The 16,697-nt window shown below is 59.0% G+C and carries 15 protein-coding genes and 2 rRNA genes; 3 read left to right on the forward strand and 14 right to left on the reverse strand.

Going from position 1 to position 16,697, the window contains the following annotated elements:
* Positions 1–23: 23 nt before the first annotated feature.
* The 3 genes from ACZ5C7_RS22240 to ACZ5C7_RS22250 form a co-directional block, all read right to left on the reverse strand.
* Entirely contained in the window at positions 24–1,484 is a 1,461-nt protein-coding gene (locus ACZ5C7_RS22240; protein WP_464378696.1) for a flippase, read from the reverse strand.
* Between the two features lie 125 nt (positions 1,485–1,609).
* Complete coding sequence (locus ACZ5C7_RS22245; RefSeq protein ID WP_464378697.1) at positions 1,610–2,722, reverse strand: Gfo/Idh/MocA family protein; 1,113 nt, start codon at positions 2,720–2,722, stop codon at positions 1,610–1,612.
* Between the two features lie 358 nt (positions 2,723–3,080).
* The gene (locus ACZ5C7_RS22250) at positions 3,081–3,677 is read right to left on the reverse strand and encodes a DUF7344 domain-containing protein (protein WP_464378698.1); all 597 of its coding nucleotides are present in this window, start codon (positions 3,675–3,677) and stop codon (positions 3,081–3,083) included.
* A 762-nt stretch (positions 3,678–4,439) separates the two neighbouring features.
* Between ACZ5C7_RS22250 and ACZ5C7_RS22255 the strand changes: the two genes are divergently transcribed.
* Positions 4,440–5,405 carry a transcription initiation factor IIB gene (locus ACZ5C7_RS22255; RefSeq protein WP_464378699.1) on the forward strand — a complete coding sequence of 322 codons (966 nt, stop codon included), beginning with the start codon at positions 4,440–4,442 and terminating at the stop codon, positions 5,403–5,405.
* On the opposite strand, the gene ACZ5C7_RS22260 is transcribed toward ACZ5C7_RS22255, so the two are convergent.
* A complete protein-coding gene (locus ACZ5C7_RS22260; RefSeq protein ID WP_464378700.1) occupies positions 5,398–5,574 on the reverse strand; it encodes a hypothetical protein in 177 nt (58 codons plus the stop codon). The two genes, ACZ5C7_RS22255 and ACZ5C7_RS22260, sit on opposite strands and share 8 nt — an antisense overlap.
* Positions 5,575–6,592: 1,018 nt before the next feature.
* Here ACZ5C7_RS22260 and ACZ5C7_RS22265 point away from each other — a divergent pair.
* Positions 6,593–8,587 carry a DEAD/DEAH box helicase gene (locus tag ACZ5C7_RS22265; protein ID WP_464378701.1) on the forward strand — a complete coding sequence of 665 codons (1,995 nt, stop codon included), beginning with the start codon at positions 6,593–6,595 and terminating at the stop codon, positions 8,585–8,587.
* A 147-nt stretch (positions 8,588–8,734) separates the two neighbouring features.
* Here the strand turns inward: ACZ5C7_RS22265 and ACZ5C7_RS22270 are convergent, their stop codons facing one another.
* Entirely contained in the window at positions 8,735–9,088 is a 354-nt protein-coding gene (locus tag ACZ5C7_RS22270) for a hypothetical protein (RefSeq protein WP_464378702.1), read from the reverse strand.
* Between the two features lie 569 nt (positions 9,089–9,657).
* Positions 9,658–10,599, reverse strand: coding sequence for a dihydrodipicolinate synthase family protein (locus ACZ5C7_RS22275; RefSeq protein WP_464378703.1), 942 nt, complete (start codon positions 10,597–10,599; stop codon positions 9,658–9,660).
* A 263-nt stretch (positions 10,600–10,862) separates the two neighbouring features.
* On the opposite strand from ACZ5C7_RS22275, the gene ACZ5C7_RS22280 reads away from it, so the two are divergent.
* On the forward strand, positions 10,863–11,288 hold the full coding sequence (locus ACZ5C7_RS22280) for a CBS domain-containing protein (protein WP_464378704.1): 426 nt from the start codon (positions 10,863–10,865) through the stop codon (positions 11,286–11,288).
* A 33-nt stretch (positions 11,289–11,321) separates the two neighbouring features.
* On the opposite strand, the gene ACZ5C7_RS22285 is transcribed toward ACZ5C7_RS22280, so the two are convergent.
* From ACZ5C7_RS22285 to rrf (ACZ5C7_RS22320), 8 genes are all read right to left on the reverse strand, one after another.
* Positions 11,322–11,885: a type 1 glutamine amidotransferase domain-containing protein gene (locus ACZ5C7_RS22285; RefSeq protein WP_464378705.1), complete on the reverse strand. Its 564-nt coding sequence runs from the start codon at positions 11,883–11,885 to the stop codon at positions 11,322–11,324.
* A 92-nt stretch (positions 11,886–11,977) separates the two neighbouring features.
* Complete coding sequence (locus ACZ5C7_RS22290; protein WP_464378706.1) at positions 11,978–12,943, reverse strand: alpha-ketoacid dehydrogenase subunit beta; 966 nt, start codon at positions 12,941–12,943, stop codon at positions 11,978–11,980.
* The gene (pdhA, locus tag ACZ5C7_RS22295) at positions 12,936–14,009 is read right to left on the reverse strand and encodes a pyruvate dehydrogenase (acetyl-transferring) E1 component subunit alpha (protein ID WP_464378707.1); all 1,074 of its coding nucleotides are present in this window, start codon (positions 14,007–14,009) and stop codon (positions 12,936–12,938) included. Before pdhA ends, ACZ5C7_RS22290 begins: the two co-directional genes overlap by 8 nt.
* 220 nt (positions 14,010–14,229) lie before the next feature.
* Positions 14,230–14,769, reverse strand: a complete 540-nt coding sequence (locus ACZ5C7_RS22300) for a hypothetical protein (RefSeq protein ID WP_464378708.1) — start codon at positions 14,767–14,769, stop codon at positions 14,230–14,232.
* A 123-nt stretch (positions 14,770–14,892) separates the two neighbouring features.
* Positions 14,893–15,453, reverse strand: a complete 561-nt coding sequence (locus tag ACZ5C7_RS22305; protein WP_464378709.1) for a PH domain-containing protein — start codon at positions 15,451–15,453, stop codon at positions 14,893–14,895.
* A complete protein-coding gene (locus tag ACZ5C7_RS22310; protein ID WP_464378710.1) occupies positions 15,450–16,043 on the reverse strand; it encodes a PH domain-containing protein in 594 nt (197 codons plus the stop codon). Before ACZ5C7_RS22310 ends, ACZ5C7_RS22305 begins: the two co-directional genes overlap by 4 nt.
* Positions 16,044–16,341: 298 nt before the next feature.
* Positions 16,342–16,463: ribosomal RNA gene (gene rrf, locus ACZ5C7_RS22315) — 5S ribosomal RNA — on the reverse strand.
* Positions 16,464–16,534: 71 nt separating this feature from the next.
* Positions 16,535–16,656, reverse strand: a 5S ribosomal RNA gene (rrf, locus tag ACZ5C7_RS22320).
* Positions 16,657–16,697 lie beyond the last annotated feature (41 nt).

A 16,697-nucleotide genomic window follows, 5' to 3' on the forward strand; every position in this document is an offset into this window, starting at 1 on the left:
ATCCCCGAAAACATCTCGTCCGATCAGATGTGTGCTTTGACCTCACCGACGTCAACGACACCGCTTGCGACCGAACACACCGCCCAGATGAGGATACCGAAGGCGACGACGCCAAACAGCGTGAGCAATCCGCTGATAAACGGTGCCAGCGCGTAGACGGCCGCGGTCATTGCGGCGGTAATACCACCCGTCACCCCGAACGATTTTGCAATCGTCCCCCAGTGAAGGTCAAGTTCGCTGTCGATCAAATAGAGGTTATACAGCACCATCAGCGCGAAACACACCGCCGTCGATAGTGCGGCCCCCTCGACGCCGATTAACGGAATCAACGCGACGTTCAGACAGAAGTTCGCGGTTCCGGTAACCCCTTTCCCAATTGCTCGTTCAGTGGCTCGCCCGAGATAATCGAGACTGTCGTTCGTGATCTTGTCGACCGCCTGAAAGAGGATGAAAACGCTAAATATCTGTAAGACGGGGACCGCACCGAGATACTCCGAACCGAAGATGAACCGAATACCGGGTTCGGCGAGCAAAACGACACCGACGACCGCGGGGAGATAGAGCAACAGAATGTACTCGAACGATTGTTCGTACACGCGTGCAGCGCGCTCGAGTTGCGCCGAGGACTTGTGTTCACCGAACGTCGGAGCCACGGTAAATCCGAGCGAATCCGCGGGAGCGATGACGAACGTCGAGACCTGCTTTGCGAGTTCGTAAAATCCGACCGCGACGGGGGTCAGGAAAAACCCAACCATCAGCGTGTCGACTCGTTTGTACAACACGTTACCCGCCTGCGAGGCGGTCAACGGGACGCTGTACTCGAGCACGCGTCGAGTGAGACCCGATTCGGCCGATTCCGTCTGTGGGTACGTTCGAAGGATTTTCGCGGCGTAGAGGCTGGCGATGAGGACCGCGATCGCGTAGCCGATAACGAACCCTCCGATCACGCCGACCGTCCCGAATCCCAGGACGAGCAAGAGTACGATCGCGCCGAACTGACTCACGTTCGCAACCGCCCTCGTTACCCCGGTCAACGGTACCTTTCCGAACCCCTGAAACAGGATCGTTACGTACCCGTACGCGACGTTAATCGCGATGTACGCCGTGCCGAGCACGAGCAGTGGGCCCAACGCAGGCTCGTCGTATACGGCAACGATCGGATCGATGAGGGCGAAATAGACGAGACAGACGGCTCCCGTCGTGAAAACGAGCGCGATCGTCGACCGACGAACGATGTGACGGACCTGCGTGCGATCTTTTTGCGCGTACTCGGTGACGAACTTCGCCGTGGATTTCGGAATGCCGACCGTTCCGAACAACGATGCGACCGAAAACACAGAGATGGCGAGATACACCGTCCCGTATCCGTCGGGCCCGAGCATCCGGGTGAGCAACAGAATAATTCCCGCCTGTGCACCCAGATGAACGAGTTCCGCCCCGAAGGTCGCTTTGACTCCGCGAGCGATACGTTGTGAGAGAGACATTGCTATCGAAGTGAGGACCGTCTACCGCTGTGATGAACGACGGTTCGCGTTACTGCATTATCGACCGATCCGCACGACTTCCGAATCGAAACGAATCGCCTCTCGCGTGATGGAACCGACTTCCGTTACTGCGTGATCGAAACGGGTTCTTCGACCGGGTCGGCTTCTTCGGTCGACGACTGTGCGGCCGTTCGAATCGCCTCCATGACCCGAATCGTCCACTTCGACTGCTCGAGCGACGCGGGAACGTCCCCGTCACCCTCGAGGCACTCGACGAACGCGTCGAAGATGGCGAAGTGCGAGTTCGATTCCGCCTCGTTCTCCCAGCTGTCGTCGAGTCGATTCGACGCGACGAGTTTGACGTTCTGGGCCGTACTCGAGAACTGCGCCATCGACACGTCGACCGCCTTTTTCGTCCGGGAAACGGGCGAACTCGTGTAATCTTCGTCGACGGTGTACAGCGACTGATTGATCTCGTCGAGAATGAGCGACTTCTCGGAGCCGTTAATCACGTGCAAACGCTGTGGCTGACCGCCCGAGAGCATCTTCACGCTGCAGAGAACGTCGGATTCCGAGACGTAGTTGACCTGGGCCTGATCGTAACTAAACCCGTCTTCGTACTCCTCGAGGAGCGCGGTCTGTGCGGATATTCCGTCGACACGTTTCGGAAACCCGCCGACACCCAGAACGGTGTAGATCGGGTGTGGAATTCCCTCTTCGAATTCGCCGCCAGGGAGATCGAACACCCAAGAACCGCGGTTGACCTGGTCGGGCGGTGTGAGACCGGTATAGATCACGTCCACACTCTGGAGCTGTCCGAGTTCGCCGGACTCGATCATCTCGCGAGCCTGTCGAACGACGGGATAGAACAGGTGGTTGTGAATAACGGTCGCGGGAACGTCGTGTTCTTCGGAGAGCTCCTCGAGTTTCTCGATCTCCTCGACGGTGACCGTTGCCGGCTTCTCGATGATAACGCCGACACCCGCTTCGATCGCCTGGCTCGCGATTTCGAAGTGGCTCTGTACCGGCGTGCAAATGTGCAAGCAGTCGATTCCCGCCGCCAATAGTTCCGAGAAATCGGTAAACGCCATCGTGCCGAACTCTCGAGCTCGTTCTCTCGCGATCGACCCGTCGAGATCGCAAACACCGACGAGTTCCGTTTGGGGGTTCTTTCGAGCGCCGCGCAAGTGTACGCGCGAAATCGTTCCGCCGCCGACGACTGCAGTTCGAACTACCATATCTCACGGGTTTCGACAAACAGTATTAGTTTTGGACCGGTTACCGCTTTGAACATTGTTGAAACACTGAAACGAATTCCGGTAGAGAGGACATACCGTCAGAAGATACTGTCATCAGTAGAACATAGTTAGCGCCGCGCCGATCCGCTAGTCGGCCGTTTCGAACGGTAGTAATAGAGTTGTAAACACTCACAACGAATGTTTCAGCGGCAATATTACCGACTCGATGAAAAGGTGGCTCCCTCACCAGGAACACGTTGCTGGCACGCGAACTGTTCCGATAGTGGAAGACGATTCGGGAGCCATCTCATCATAAGCGATTGTGCGATAAAAACCCTTGCAGTGTTCACCCAACTGTTCACTCAATCCGCGAAAGTTTGCCGTCGACGGTCTGTTGTTCTCGTGTATTGGCAACGAGGTGAACGATCGAGAGGACACAAAAAGCAAGAACGACCGTGCCAGCGAGGGCCATGTTCGGCACTGCGGTCAGGGGCGGGACTCCGAGAAATGCACCTGTCAAAACGGCGACGCCAACGACGCTCAACACAGCGTAAAACCGATCCCAGCGGTCCTGTTGATGCGTGTCCGTGTCGAGGTACATCATGAGCAAATCGGCATTGTCGGAGAGATCGATCAACCCTCGGTCCTGATCGTATTCGACGATTCCCGCATCGTCCATCTTCGGGAGATGCGTCTGATACAACGCGACGTACACTCGCTTTCGTTGATCCGAGCTTAATGCATTGATATCCGTGTCATTCTCCCAGGCCGCGATTTGCTCGGCGAGTTCACCGAGGGTTACAGTTCCCTCCGTCTCGAGCAAATACGAGAGGACTTCTCGACGACGGCGGTTTTTCAGCAGTTCGAAGATAACGTCCTTCGAAAGGCGAGCGTTCTGCTCGGGGTCAGTTACTGCCGTAATTTCTTCGGGTAATGACGTATCTACTGAGGACATTACCGTACGCCTCCACGAGCTGTTCCATCCATTTTGAATCGACTCATCCAGTACTCGAAATAACCACTAGACGGGCCCTCCGTCGCCACCCACTGTGCCGATGAACGACAAGTCGCAATCACGATTAACACACCAATTTGTAGGCCAACGGTGATACTCTTAAACACGGCCACGTTTCGCACCCATTGCAAAGTTGGTACGGGTCCACTTCTTCGACCGGCGTATCGACCCGCCACTGCCGCGACCCAGACGGCCGTTCGAAACAATTCGTCGAGATAATCGTCACGTTCCTCGTCCCGATTGGGAGCCACCATCCACGCTGTAGGGGAAGAATTCGGATTCGATACCGGAGCTCGAGGAACAGATCGACAACGAGCGAAGCGTCGTACTGGAACCACTGGAACAGGACGTTCGATGCCATCGACATAAACTAACTCGACAGTTCGGTACTGAAAGCTCTCTTTACGAGGTGAATCCGCTATTTCCCCCTAGTTTGTACGACGCGCTCAACCGGACACGGGAAAGCCGCAGTCAAATCATCGGGTAACAGTCTGGGTATCGAACAGACGGGGACGAAAACAGGTATCGGGTGACGATCCCCGAACCGGGAGCCAACCCTGATAGACACTGTCGAAACGAACGCGGAGAGTTGAGGTCGGAACGGCGAGACGTATGGGGCGATTAGGGGCTCCCGGTAAGTCGGTATTTCCGTCGAAACCATGTGACCCCCTTACAGTCTTGCCATCGGTTTTTCAATTACTGATGAGCCGGTCTACCATCCATCGCGTTAAAGACGAGACACAGGAGACAGAATCCGAAGCGGAGCTGTGTCCTGACTGTGAGACCGCAACGATCATCCAGGACCCGGATCGAGGTGAACGAGTCTGTCAGGACTGCGGTCTGGTCTTGAGTGAAGATCCCATCGATTACGGCCCAGAATGGCGAGCGTTCAACGCGCAGGAACACGATCAGCTGTCACGCGTCGGCGCACCGCTCACGCAGTCGATGCACGATAGGGGGTTGACCACGACCATCGACTGGCGTAACCGAGATGCGAAGGGGCGTTCGATGTCGGCGGACAAACACGGACAGATTCACCGATTGCGGGTCTGGCAAGAACGAATCCGAACGAAAAACGCTGGCGAACGAAACCTCAAGTACGCGCTCTCGGAAATCGATCGAATGGCGAGCGCACTCGGCGTTCCAAAACCCGTCAAGGAAACCGCGTCCGTCATCTACAGACAGGCGCTCGAGCGAGATCTCATTCGCGGCCGATCGATCGAAGGCGTCGCGACGAGTGCACTCTATACGGCCTGTCGAAAGGAGGACATCCCCCGAAGTCTCGAGGAGGTCACCGCCGTCGCACGCGTCGATCAGCGCGAAATCGGTCGCACCTATCGCTACATCGCCGACGAACTCGACATCAATCTGGAGCCGACCAATCCGAGTCAGTTCGTGCCGAGATTTTGCTCGGAGCTCGACGTCGGAACGACAGTCGAGTCGAAAGCGATCGAAATTATCGAGGAAACGACTGCACAAGGGCTTCACTCCGGGAAGTCACCGACTGGTTTCGCGGCCGCAGCGATCTACGCCGCCGGCCTCCTTTGTGAGGAAACCATCCCGCAGCGAGCCGTCGCCGAGACCGCCCAAACGACCGTCGTCACCGTCAGGAATCGGTACCGCGAGCAACTCGAGGCGATCGGTCAAGAGCCCGAAGTGTCTACATGATCGAGCGCTCGTCTTCGCTGTAGACGTCCTCGTTTATCAGGGCGTGAAGGGTTGTATAGGGAACGAACGCGATGAATTCGTCGTCCTCGTCGTACAGCTCGAGGCCTTTCTCCGTCTCGTCGTAGCGTTCACAGACGATCTGACCCTCTGGGAGAATCGCTCTGTACATGCTCGAACGTACGACGGCCAACGAGAAATAATGTATGGGTCGATTGACCCTAGACGATTACAAAACAGTAAGAAATCGCATGGGATAATCGATCGGATGACTCAACCAGAGTGACGGGTGCTGGTCGAGCATACCGACTTGTGGTCGAGTAACTTCCACACGAACTATCCAAATATAGTTGTCTATACACCCAAATAATTTCTACATGCGTGATTTTTGGAATGTTTTGTGTTTGGATTTTTATACCATAACACATATAGGTATATGATTAGACTCTCACACATACTATGAGGAATCAATCGAGGCGGTTATTTCTTAAATCGATTTCGATTAGTGGTTTAATTCCGTTGGGAGGATGCATTTTTTGGGAGGAACCCGTAGCCGGTTTTTCATTGATCAACGAGCGTAGTAGTGCTCTCAGTGTACACGTCATAGTTACTTCGCTTGATGGCGATGAGCTCCATAACGAATCCTATCAATTGGACCCGGGTTGGTCGCGGAGAATAGAGGAGGACGTATTCGAAAGTCAAGTGAGTATATTCGAGATCAATGTTGACGAAGCAATTTCGGATGAATATAGATACCATCCAACTTGTACCAATAGAGAATCAGCGGACGATCTCCTCGATATAGTAATCGATCCACCAGATTTTGAGTATTTCCCAAGTCGGTGTAGTAATTAATGCTAATACATATCAATTATCACAATCTTATTCCCGAGTAGTGAATTATAATAGATAGTGAGCAATTCTCGCCTAATATTTTATAGCGAGAGGATAGAAAAATATATACAGACAGAGGGGAATACCAGAATTGGTATAACACTATAATTCCGAGGAAGGCAGCGATACAAATTAAACTAATTTACATTACGACTAATGTGGAATATCTGAAGGGCTGAGAAGCTAGTCCACAATCGTCATGTCTTAGCCTCTCTAACCATGATCGATAAGAAGTAAAAACAGTCCATCGGAGGCGAGCGAAATGGGTTTAGTCGTACCGCCATTAGCACTCGCCAGTGACCGACGACTATTCCTCCACACGCCGTTCTTCGGGCCGTACCGATTCCGACGAGTCGACGAAAACAGCTAGCGACGAAGTCGACTCGAGTCGAGCGGAGGAGTCGGAACGGAGCGGCGAAACGAGAGCCGAACCCGACGACGCCAACGCGGCATCCGAACCGAGCGGCGGCGGTTCGAACGACGACGATCACCAGCCGCTCACGCTCGCCGAGTTCCACGACGCCTGTCAGAACGAAGGGCGGCCGGTGCTCACCGCCGGCGGCGTCGCCCGCGCGTTAGATCAATCTCACGAGGCCGTCTCCGAACGGCTCGAGGAACTCGAGGACGCCGGCGAGATCGAATCGCTTTCGGTCTCGACGGATCCCGTCGTCTGGTATCCCAGCGAACTCGAGGATCTGACCGATAGGGAACGGGTCGTCGTCTTTCCGAAGCGCCGGGAGATCGTCGTCGACCGGCCGGACCAGTTTACTCGAGCACAGCTCTCGCAGTTCGCCCACCTCGCCGATACGAACGGTGAGAACGGGTACCGGTACGAGGTCCGCCCGGAGGACATCTGGCAAGCGCCCCACGATTCCTTCGAGGACCTCGCGCGAACGATGCGCCAAGCGCTCGGCCAACGCTCCGCGGCCCTCGAGGACTGGGTCGAAAGCCAGTGGGACCGCGCTCGACAGTTCCGACTCACAACTCACGACGATGGGTATACCGTCCTCGAGGCCCAAAGCGCGGAAATCATGGGCAACGTCGCCCGGCAGAAGCTCGACGAGGAACACGTCCACGCGCCGATCTCCGATACCGAAGACTGGGTCAGGGAGGGTGCGGAGGCCGCGATCAAACGGGTGCTCTACGAGGCGGGGTATCCGGTCCAGGACCAGCGAGAACTCGCGAGCGGCGAGGAGCTCCCGATCGAACTGCAGGTTCAGCTGCGAGACTACCAGCGGACGTGGGTCGATCGGTTCGCGGAGACCGGCGAAGGGGTCTTCGTCGGCCCGCCGGGGAGCGGGAAGACGGTCGCAGCGATGGGGGCAATGGCCCACGTCGGCGGCGAGACGCTCGTGCTCGTCCCCAGTCGGGACCTCGCGAGACAGTGGAACGAGGAACTGCTCGAACAAACCTCCCTCGAGCCCGACCAGGTCGGCCAGTACCACGGCGGCCAGAAGAACGTCCGCCCGGTGACGATCGCGACCTACCAGATCGCCGGGATGGACAGACACCGCTCGCTGTTCGACGACCGCGAGTGGGGACTCGTCGTCTTCGACGAGTGCCAGCACGTTCCCAGCGACGTCTACCGGCGGAGTACCCACCTCCAATCGCGTCACCGTCTCGGTCTCTCCGCGAGTCCGATCCGGGAAGACGACCGCCAGACCGAGATCTTCACCCTCGTCGGGCCGCCGATCGGCACCGACTGGGAGGCGCTGTTCGAGGACGGCTTCGTCGCCGAACCGGAACTCGAGATTCGGTACGTTCCGTGGGGCGACGACGAGCAACAAAACGCCTACGGCTCGGCCGACGGTCAGGAGAAGTACCGCATCGCGGCGCGAAATCGAGGGAAGATCGACGACGTTCGGTACTTGCTCTCGGCCCACCCTGATTCGAAGGCGCTGGTCTTCGTGGATTACTTAGAGCAAGGGAGAGCGATCGCCGACGCGGTTGGCGTCCCGTTCCTGAGCGGAGAAACGCCCCACCACGAACGCCGACAGCTCTTAGCGGAGTTCCGTCGGAACGAACGCGAGTTGCTCGTCGTCTCTCGCGTCGGCGACGAGGGCATCGACCTCCCGACTGCCGACCTCGCGATCATCGCCTCCGGGCTCGGCGGCTCCCGACGGCAGGGAACCCAGCGCGCGGGTCGAACGATGCGTCCCGCTGGTGGCGCGCTCGTCTACGTGTTGGCGACGAGGGGGACTCGAGAGGAGGATTTCGCCCGGAAGCAACTCCAGCACCTCGGACGAAAGGGGATGACGGTTCGCGAGCAGAACGTCGATATCGAGGAGTAACTGATCGACCGGGTTTCGATCTGATTCTCGATAGCCGATCGATCGCCGCCGGACTTCGCACTCCCGACCGTTCACCGGCGACTTTTCACCGGCAAGCCGTTCGTCGGCGGATTTCTCACCACCGGACGGTTCGCCGGCGGACTCCCATCACCCGACCGTCTCCCCGGTCGAGTTCTCACAGACCGTGACGCCGGTCTCCGAATCTGTCTCGAGCGCTTCGATGCGTTCGACCGCCAGAACGCCGACGCCGGTCTCGAGTTGCCGTCTCGCCAGCGCGGTGTCTTCGCCTCGCTCGCCGACCGACAGCTCGAGTCGCGCTTCCAGATCGACGGTCGTGTCGTTCAAACCCGGTTCGATGCCACGGAACTGGGGATCGTCGACGGCTTCGACTGACTCGACGCGCTCGAGGACTCCACTCGCGCCGTCGACGAGACTCCCGGATGCGTTGATCGGAACTCGAACGACCAGTTCCACCATGTAAACGTGGATAGTGCGTTCCATACTCCCCCGCCGAGAATCGAACTCGGCGCTCGAGCGGACCCGCGTGTTGACCAGTGCCGGAGAGAGTCGCCTTCTTCGGCGTACACTACGGGGGAAAGCCCCGCGTAGCCGGACTGGCCGGACGAACGAGCCACGAGAGCACCGGGATCCAGAACCGCGTTCACCGTGAGAGAGTGAGAATCCCCTGCGAGTGACGACATCCATCCGGCCAGAAATCGAGCCTACGCGGCGCGGATGGACGGGTCGCCGGATGCGTTCGGCACCGGCGCCATTCCGATCCACCCACGACCGTTCGGTCCGAGACCGATCGCAAGCCCCGGTCCATAGCCTCCACTCGTCGGTCGAATATGTACGACGAGTGGAGCCGTATTGGTCGCGTGTGGGATCATATGGGTCTATGGTCACGTCCTCGACGATGTCGACTTCACGTCGAAACCGAAACGTGACCGACTATACGGACTGTGTTGGCGCACCTACATAATCGTTTCCTGGGTATGGTATCGACCAGCACGGGAGTCAGTCCGCGCTTTCGATCGGCGGCGAACGAAAGCAGACTCTCCCGCTGACGCTCACTCTCGAGCGGCCTGAAGCCTCAGCTCATCCGTTTCGGTGAGATCGATCAGCGTCGCCTCGAGGGTCTCCACCTCGTTCGGGCCGAATCCACGAAGCGGGCTCCGAACCGGTCCCACGTCGAAGCCGCGAAGGTCGAGCCCCGCTTTCACGCCCGAGAGGGTCGGCCCCTGTTTGATCGCGTCCCGGAGTTCGTACACGTGAGCCTGTAGCGTGCGAACGCGCTCGAAGTCGTCCTTGAGGGCCGCTTCGTAGAGGTCGACGACGATCCCCGGAAACACGTTCGCGACGGCACTGACCAGTCCCGAACAGCCGAGTTGGAGACTCGGGAACAGCAATGCGTCCGATCCGGCGACAAACGTTTGCTCCCGGTTCTGCTCGATCGCCTGTCCGAGCCAGGCGAGGTCGCCGCTCGAGTCCTTACAGCCGACGACCGAGTCGATCTCCAGGAGCGCCGAAAGCGTCTCGAGCGAGGGTTCGTTCCCGGTCCGACGAGGGATGTTGTAAATGTAGATCGGACGATCGGTCGCATCGGCGACGGCTCGATAGTGCTCGAGAAGACCCTCGTCCTCGACGGGATAATAGTAAGGCGTCACGACGATGAGTCCGTCGGCACCGAGGGATTCTGCGCGGGTCGCATTCCGAACCGTTTCGTACGTACTCGGCGCCCCGACGCCGGCGAGGACGGGGACATCGTCGCCGACTTCCGCGACGACGGTCTCGATGACCCGGGCGCATTCGTCGGCCGTCAGGAGCGGAAACTCGCCGTTCGTCCCGAGCGGAAAAACGCCGTGACAGCCCTCGTCGACGACGAACTTGGCGTGCGTTGCCGTCGCTTCCGGATCGAGTTCCTCGTTCTCGTCGAACGCGGTGACAGTCGGTGGGATGACGCCGCGGACGCCGAGGGGATCCGCGTCGCCGGGATGAAAGTGGTGACTCATCGTGACCCCTTCGACGCGGTGATCTCGAGCCGGCGTCTCGGCGCCGCGAGTGCGGTGTCGCACCGCGAGAGTGTGGGTGCGAGCGGGCTCTTGCAGTGAGTGGCGGACGAGCGGTTTCGTGGACGGTGAGAAGTCGAACGCATATATACCGTGTTACCAGCGGGTCCGTCCCTAAAGCTGTGGCCTGCCATCTAGGGCCCGCTCGACGGTTCAAATTAAGGGTACACCTTGATGACGGAGTCGGTGGTCGATCGACCCGAGCCATGCCAGTCAACGAACTCGGACCGGACGACGTGGTAACGACGGATCGGGAGACGGAACTCGGGTCCGTCACGGAAACGTTCGCATCGGAGAATATCGGCGCGATCGTCGTCACCGAAGACGAATCGCCGGTCGGGATCGTTACCGATCGGGACGCCGCGCTCGCGATTCATCAACACGACGACGTGGCCTCGGTATCGATCGAAGACATCATGACGGAAGACCCGGCGACGATACGGGCGGACGAAGAGGCGATCGAGATTTCGCGGGCGATCGACGAACACAACGTACGACGGTTTCCGGTCGTCGACGAAGACGGTGCACTCGCCGGGATCGTCACCCTCGACGATCTCGTCGCAACGATCGGCGAACAACTCGGGAACGTCGCCGACACGGTCGAAGCCCAGTCGCCGGAGTACAGCCCCTAAGTTCGCCTTCGGTGCCTTGTGGCGCTTTGTGAGTTACGATATGGCCGTTGTGAACTCCTCGACGATGGTTTCACAGAACGCGGACAGATCGTCGGGTTTTCGACTCGTGACGAGCCCGCCGTCGGTGACGACTTCCTCGTCGACCCACTCGCCACCTGCGTTTCTGATATCGGTCTGGAGGCTCGGGTACGAGGTCAGCGTTCGACCCTCGACGACGTCCGCCTCGACCAGCGTCCAGGGGCCGTGACAGATCACGCCCATGGGCTTGCCGTCGGCCGAATGTTCTCGAAGGAGCTCAACCGCGTCGTCGTCCATCCGAAGCGTGTCCGCTCCGACGGTGCCACCCGGAACGATCAGCGCGTCGTACTCGTCCGCGGAGACGTCCGAAAAGATCCGTTCGACTTCGTAAGAGTCGCTCGACTCGAGGTCGTTGTTGACTGTCTCGGCCTCGCCGGTTTCGGTTCCCAGGACATCGACAGTCGCTCCGGCGTCGGAGACCGCCTGTTTGGGCTCGGTAAACTCGATTTCCTCGGTACCCTCCTCTGCGAGGTAGATACCGACGGTTACGCCATCAAGTTGCTGTTCGGAGTCGCTCATCACTGCAATTCCCACTCCGCGCCTGAATAAGCATCTCGCCTGTTTGTGCAACTTCGATCCGGAATCCGTTCTGTGATCTCCGGCGAACCCCGCTAGCGCTCGAGCACGCGTTCAATTCCCGCCGCGATGCGTTCGTCGTCGGGCAGATACTCGTCCTCGCGAGCGAACAACGGGACGGGAACGTCGTAGCCCGTCACCCGCTCGAGCGGGGCCTCGAGGTAGAAAAACGCCTCCTCGTTGAGCCGTGCGATGATCTCGCCGGCAAGTCCGCCGGTTCGCGGCGCTTCGTGAACGACGACGCATCTGCCGGTCTTTTTGACGGAGTCCACGATAGCGTCGGTGTCGAGCGGAGAAAGCGTCCGCGGATCGATCACCTCGACACTCGCGTCGATGGTCTCGACGGCCTCGAGCGTCTCGCGGAGCATCGAGCCCCACGCGACGACCGTGGCGTCCGCGCCGGTTTCGACAACTCGAGCCTCGCCGAGCGGAATCTCGTGGTCGTCGGGCACTTCCTCGCGAAACGATCGGTACAGCCGCGTCGGTTCCATGAAGATCACCGGGTCCGGATCGTGGATCGCCGCGGTGAGCAGGCCTTTCGTCTCGGCCGGCGACGACGGAAAGACGACCTTCAGACCCGGAACGTGAGAGAAACCAGCCTCGAAGCTCTCGGAGTGCAGTTCCAGAGCGTGAATGCCGCCGCCGTAGGGAACCCGGATCGTCATCGGGCAGGTGATCGTACCGCGCGTACGTGAGCGAATCCGCGCGACGTGTTGTGCGAGTTGGTGAAACCCCTGGTAGAGGAAGCTCTGAAACTGGATCTCCGGAACCGGACGCAACCCCGTTGCGGCGAGACCGACGCCGACGCCGACGATACCCGCTTCCGCGACCGGGGCGTCGAACACCCGTTTCGGATACTCCTCGATCAGCCCCTCCGTCGCACGAAATACGCCGCCCGCACGGCCCACGTCTTCGCCGTAGACGACGACGCCATCGTCGCGAGCTAGCTCCACGCGCAACGTCTCCCGGACCGCCTCGATCATCCGCAGCCGTTCAGTCATCTGCGTCGCCTCCGAACGCCTCGAGCTGGGACTCGAGTTCGGGCGTCAGCTCGTCGTAGACGTGCCTGAACATATCCGCCGGGTCGATCTCTGCGCGTTCCGCTTTCGCCCGATCGATCGCGTCGGCAAGCTCGGAATCGATCCGGTCGTCGACGGCGGCCGCAGTTTCGTCGTCGAGGATCCCGCGATTCCGAAGATACACCTGAAATCGGACGATCGGATCTCGAGCCTCCCACTCGTCTTCCTCCTCGGACTCGCGGTAGACCGACGGGTCGTCGGAGGTCGTGTGCATCGATCGACGGTAAGTGAGCGCCTCGACCAGCACGGGATCGCCGCTGCGGGCTTTCTCGATGGCTTCCTTCGCGACGCGGTAGACGCCGAGGACGTCGTTACCGTCGACGCGAATTCCTTCGATACCGGCCCCGACGGCCTTCTGGGCGAGGGTCTCCGCCGCAGTTTGGTGTTCGAGCCGCGTGGAGATAGCGTATCGGTTGTTCTGACAGACGAAGACCGTCTGGGCGTCGAACACCCCCGCGAAATTGAGCGCCTCGTAAACGTCCCCTTCGCTGGTCGCCCCGTCGCCGAAGTACGTTACCGCGACGGTCGAGCGACCCTGGAGCGCCTCGCCCCAACCGACACCGACGGCGTGTAGCGGCTGCGTTCCGACGGGGATCGCTGGTGGAAGCGCGCCCTCCCCGCCCGGAACCTCCGCACCCTCCTCCATCCCCATCGCGTACTCGAGGATCTTGTGGGGAGCCGTTCCGCGAACGAGCAATGCGGGTTGCTCGCGGAACGAGGGGACGATCCAGTCACCCTCCGCCATGGCGAACGCGCTACCGACCTGCGCGGCCTCCTGACCGATCGCCGGAGCGTAGGTACCGAGTTCCCCGCGGCGCTGTAACGCGATGGCTCGCTCGTCGAGCCGGCGAGACCGCTTCATCTGCTCGTACAACTCAAGGAGTTCGTCGTCGGTCAGATCGGGAACGAGCGACTCGTCGACTTCCTCGTCCTCGGAGAGCACCTGTACCGACTCGACCGTGAACTGGGCGATGTCCTCACGTGGCATACTAATGGTAATCGCTCGAGCGAGTTAATGGCGGTACCCGGATGTGGCTGTCCGCGCGGGAGGTTTTGGACGGCAATCTCGAGGTTACGTCGTCCGAGAATGTCACCGACGGAACCTGTGCGCTCACGGCGGACTGAGACAGTCGCCGAATCGGTCTCCTGAAAGCCGTAGCTGGTTCGGCGTCTCCGGAAATAACGGGGGGACCTGGAAGGTTAGCAAGTCAGCGCTCGATCAGTTTCGCCCGCTCGTGGTACCAACCGCCGAAGGTACCGAGCGGCAGGAGCAGCCACCCCGAAATCGAAATGGCGATGACTGCCGATGGAACCGACAGACCGAGGCTGAAGGCGATGGCTTCGAACAGACCCATCAACCCGCCGCGAACGTATCCGAGGCCGATGGCCAGACCGAACCCGAATCCTCCGCCGATCGCGCTGCCACCGACCGTACACGCACCCATAATCGCACCGAAGGCCGGTTGCGGCGGGCCCGGATGGAAGTACCGCCACAGCACCACGGCGACGACGAACGCTGACGGAACGGTCAGAGGAACAAAGAGGACGCTCGATGCGAGAATGAACCCGGCAAAGTCGGTGGGTACTACCGTTGCCGTTTCGGAATAGTGCAAGACCACGACGCCGACGAGCCACAGGACAACTGCCAGCAAGGCGGTCGCTCCCATGGCGATGCCGGCCCCGATATCACAACGCGATGCGTACGGAAGCCGTCCGGGACCGAACCGCCGACAGACAGATCCAGTCATAGTACTAACTACTTCGTGTTGATATATAAATACGCGTTCGAAATGAAAATCGTCCGCCTCACGTCGGGTGTGAAATGTTATAGAGGCATTACTCTCCGAGTCGAGAAGCTGTTCGTTGGGTCGTTACTGCTCCTCGAGTCGCCGTTCGATGGCCTCGAGCGCCTCTCGCGTCGCCCGCATTTCTTCGATAAGTTCCTCGAGTGCCTCCCCGTCAATTCGGACCGCTTCCCGTCCGGTCCGTTCGGTGGTGTCGTCCGCGGACGGCCTCCGGGTGGCGACTCGATCAAGGTGCGATTGGACGTCCAGCGGCTCCGGGACGTAGGAGAGAGACATCTCGACACCGCTACCGCCAGCGGTGCTGATCTGAACGGTCCCGAATCCATACTGTCGTCCGACAACACTCTGATTGTATCCGGTGTCCTGAATGTTCTCGTGGCCAATATCGGTGATCTTTCGAGAAAATATCCCGGTTTTCTTGAACACGCTATCCGTCGTAATCACGTATGCGGTGTTTTTGGCATAGAAGTACGTCGACGCGATAATCACCAATCCTGCACCGAACAGCGGAATCAAGACAATTCCGGTAATGAATACCCAGGCATACCCGAGGAGTTCCGGTTGTCCGGACCAGATCACGTCTTCGTCCGACTCGAGGGACAGCCAGTCGTACTCAGTTGCGCTCACGATTGGTTCCCTCCCTGCTCGAGTCCCTGATCGATTCGCTGGGCGGCTTTTCGTGACGCACGAAGTTCCGAAAGTAATTCGTCGACGCCGTCGGCTTTCGACGGTCCTTTTTCGGCTTTCTTCTCCCTGCGTGCTGTCGAGGCTTGTCGATCCACCGCCGATTTCACCGTCGACGGCTCATCGACCAGATAAAACGCGAGCGCCGATCCTTCTCCGCCGGCGGTGCTAAAGGAGACCGTTCCATAGCCGGAGTGTGTCCCGAATATTCCCTGGCTGAGCGTTGTGTCCTGAATGTTGTGGAGGCCGATCTGCGTAACCGACCGCCCGAGTACACCCCACTTCGAGTAGACGTATTTCGTCGAGACGACGTAGTCAATATTCGTCACGTAGAGATACCCTACTGAAATAATAGCAACCAGAGCGACCACGCCGAGAAGCGCACTCAGCAACGTCGGCCACACGACCAATAACAAAGCCGGGACGACGAGTGCGGAAGCGACGACCCAAATCAATACGTGCAGACGGGGGCGGCCGGACCAGACGACCTCCTCGTCTGCGTCGAGTGACAACCACGAAAACGAATCAGACATAAGTGTATGTCTGCTTTCGTGGTAGATCATTGTTCGCATTGGTTCCGGTACGGAACTCGCAACCGCGTCGTTTGTTCTTCGATGTAGTCTTCGCTCTTCCGTGCAACTCCCCCATCTTTAACGTGTAGTAAGCAGTTCCGCGCATACCGCTTGATCCACACAGCGATACTTTTCGAATTGCCGTATCGGTAATACCGAGCTCGAGAGCAAAAGCGGAAATCAATAACGGCGTAGCATATTGTGTCAAAAACGAGAGGAAGAAAGCCCAAAGCAACCGCTCCGTGTGATAGAGTATGAAAGGGAGCGGCGAATCAGATTTCCCAGAGGGTCTCCCACTCCAGTACTCACCGAAACGCAGGCGGGCTTATCTTCCGTGTTCGGGATGGGTACGGGAGGAACCCCGCCGCTGTGGCCGCTGTAATGTCGACCGGCGGAATTGAACCGCCGTCATACCAATGTCGATCGCTTCAGGTATACTGATTGTATATGAGTGAAGGCGGCGAATCAGATTTCCCAGAGGGTCTCCCACTCCAGTACTCACCGAAACGCAGGCGGGCTTATCTTCCGTGTTCGGGATGGGTACGGGAGGAACCCCGCCGCTGTGGCCGCCGTAACGCCGAGCTACGGATTCGAACCGCCACACACGCTCTATTG

The organism is Halostagnicola alkaliphila (assembly GCF_055379965.1).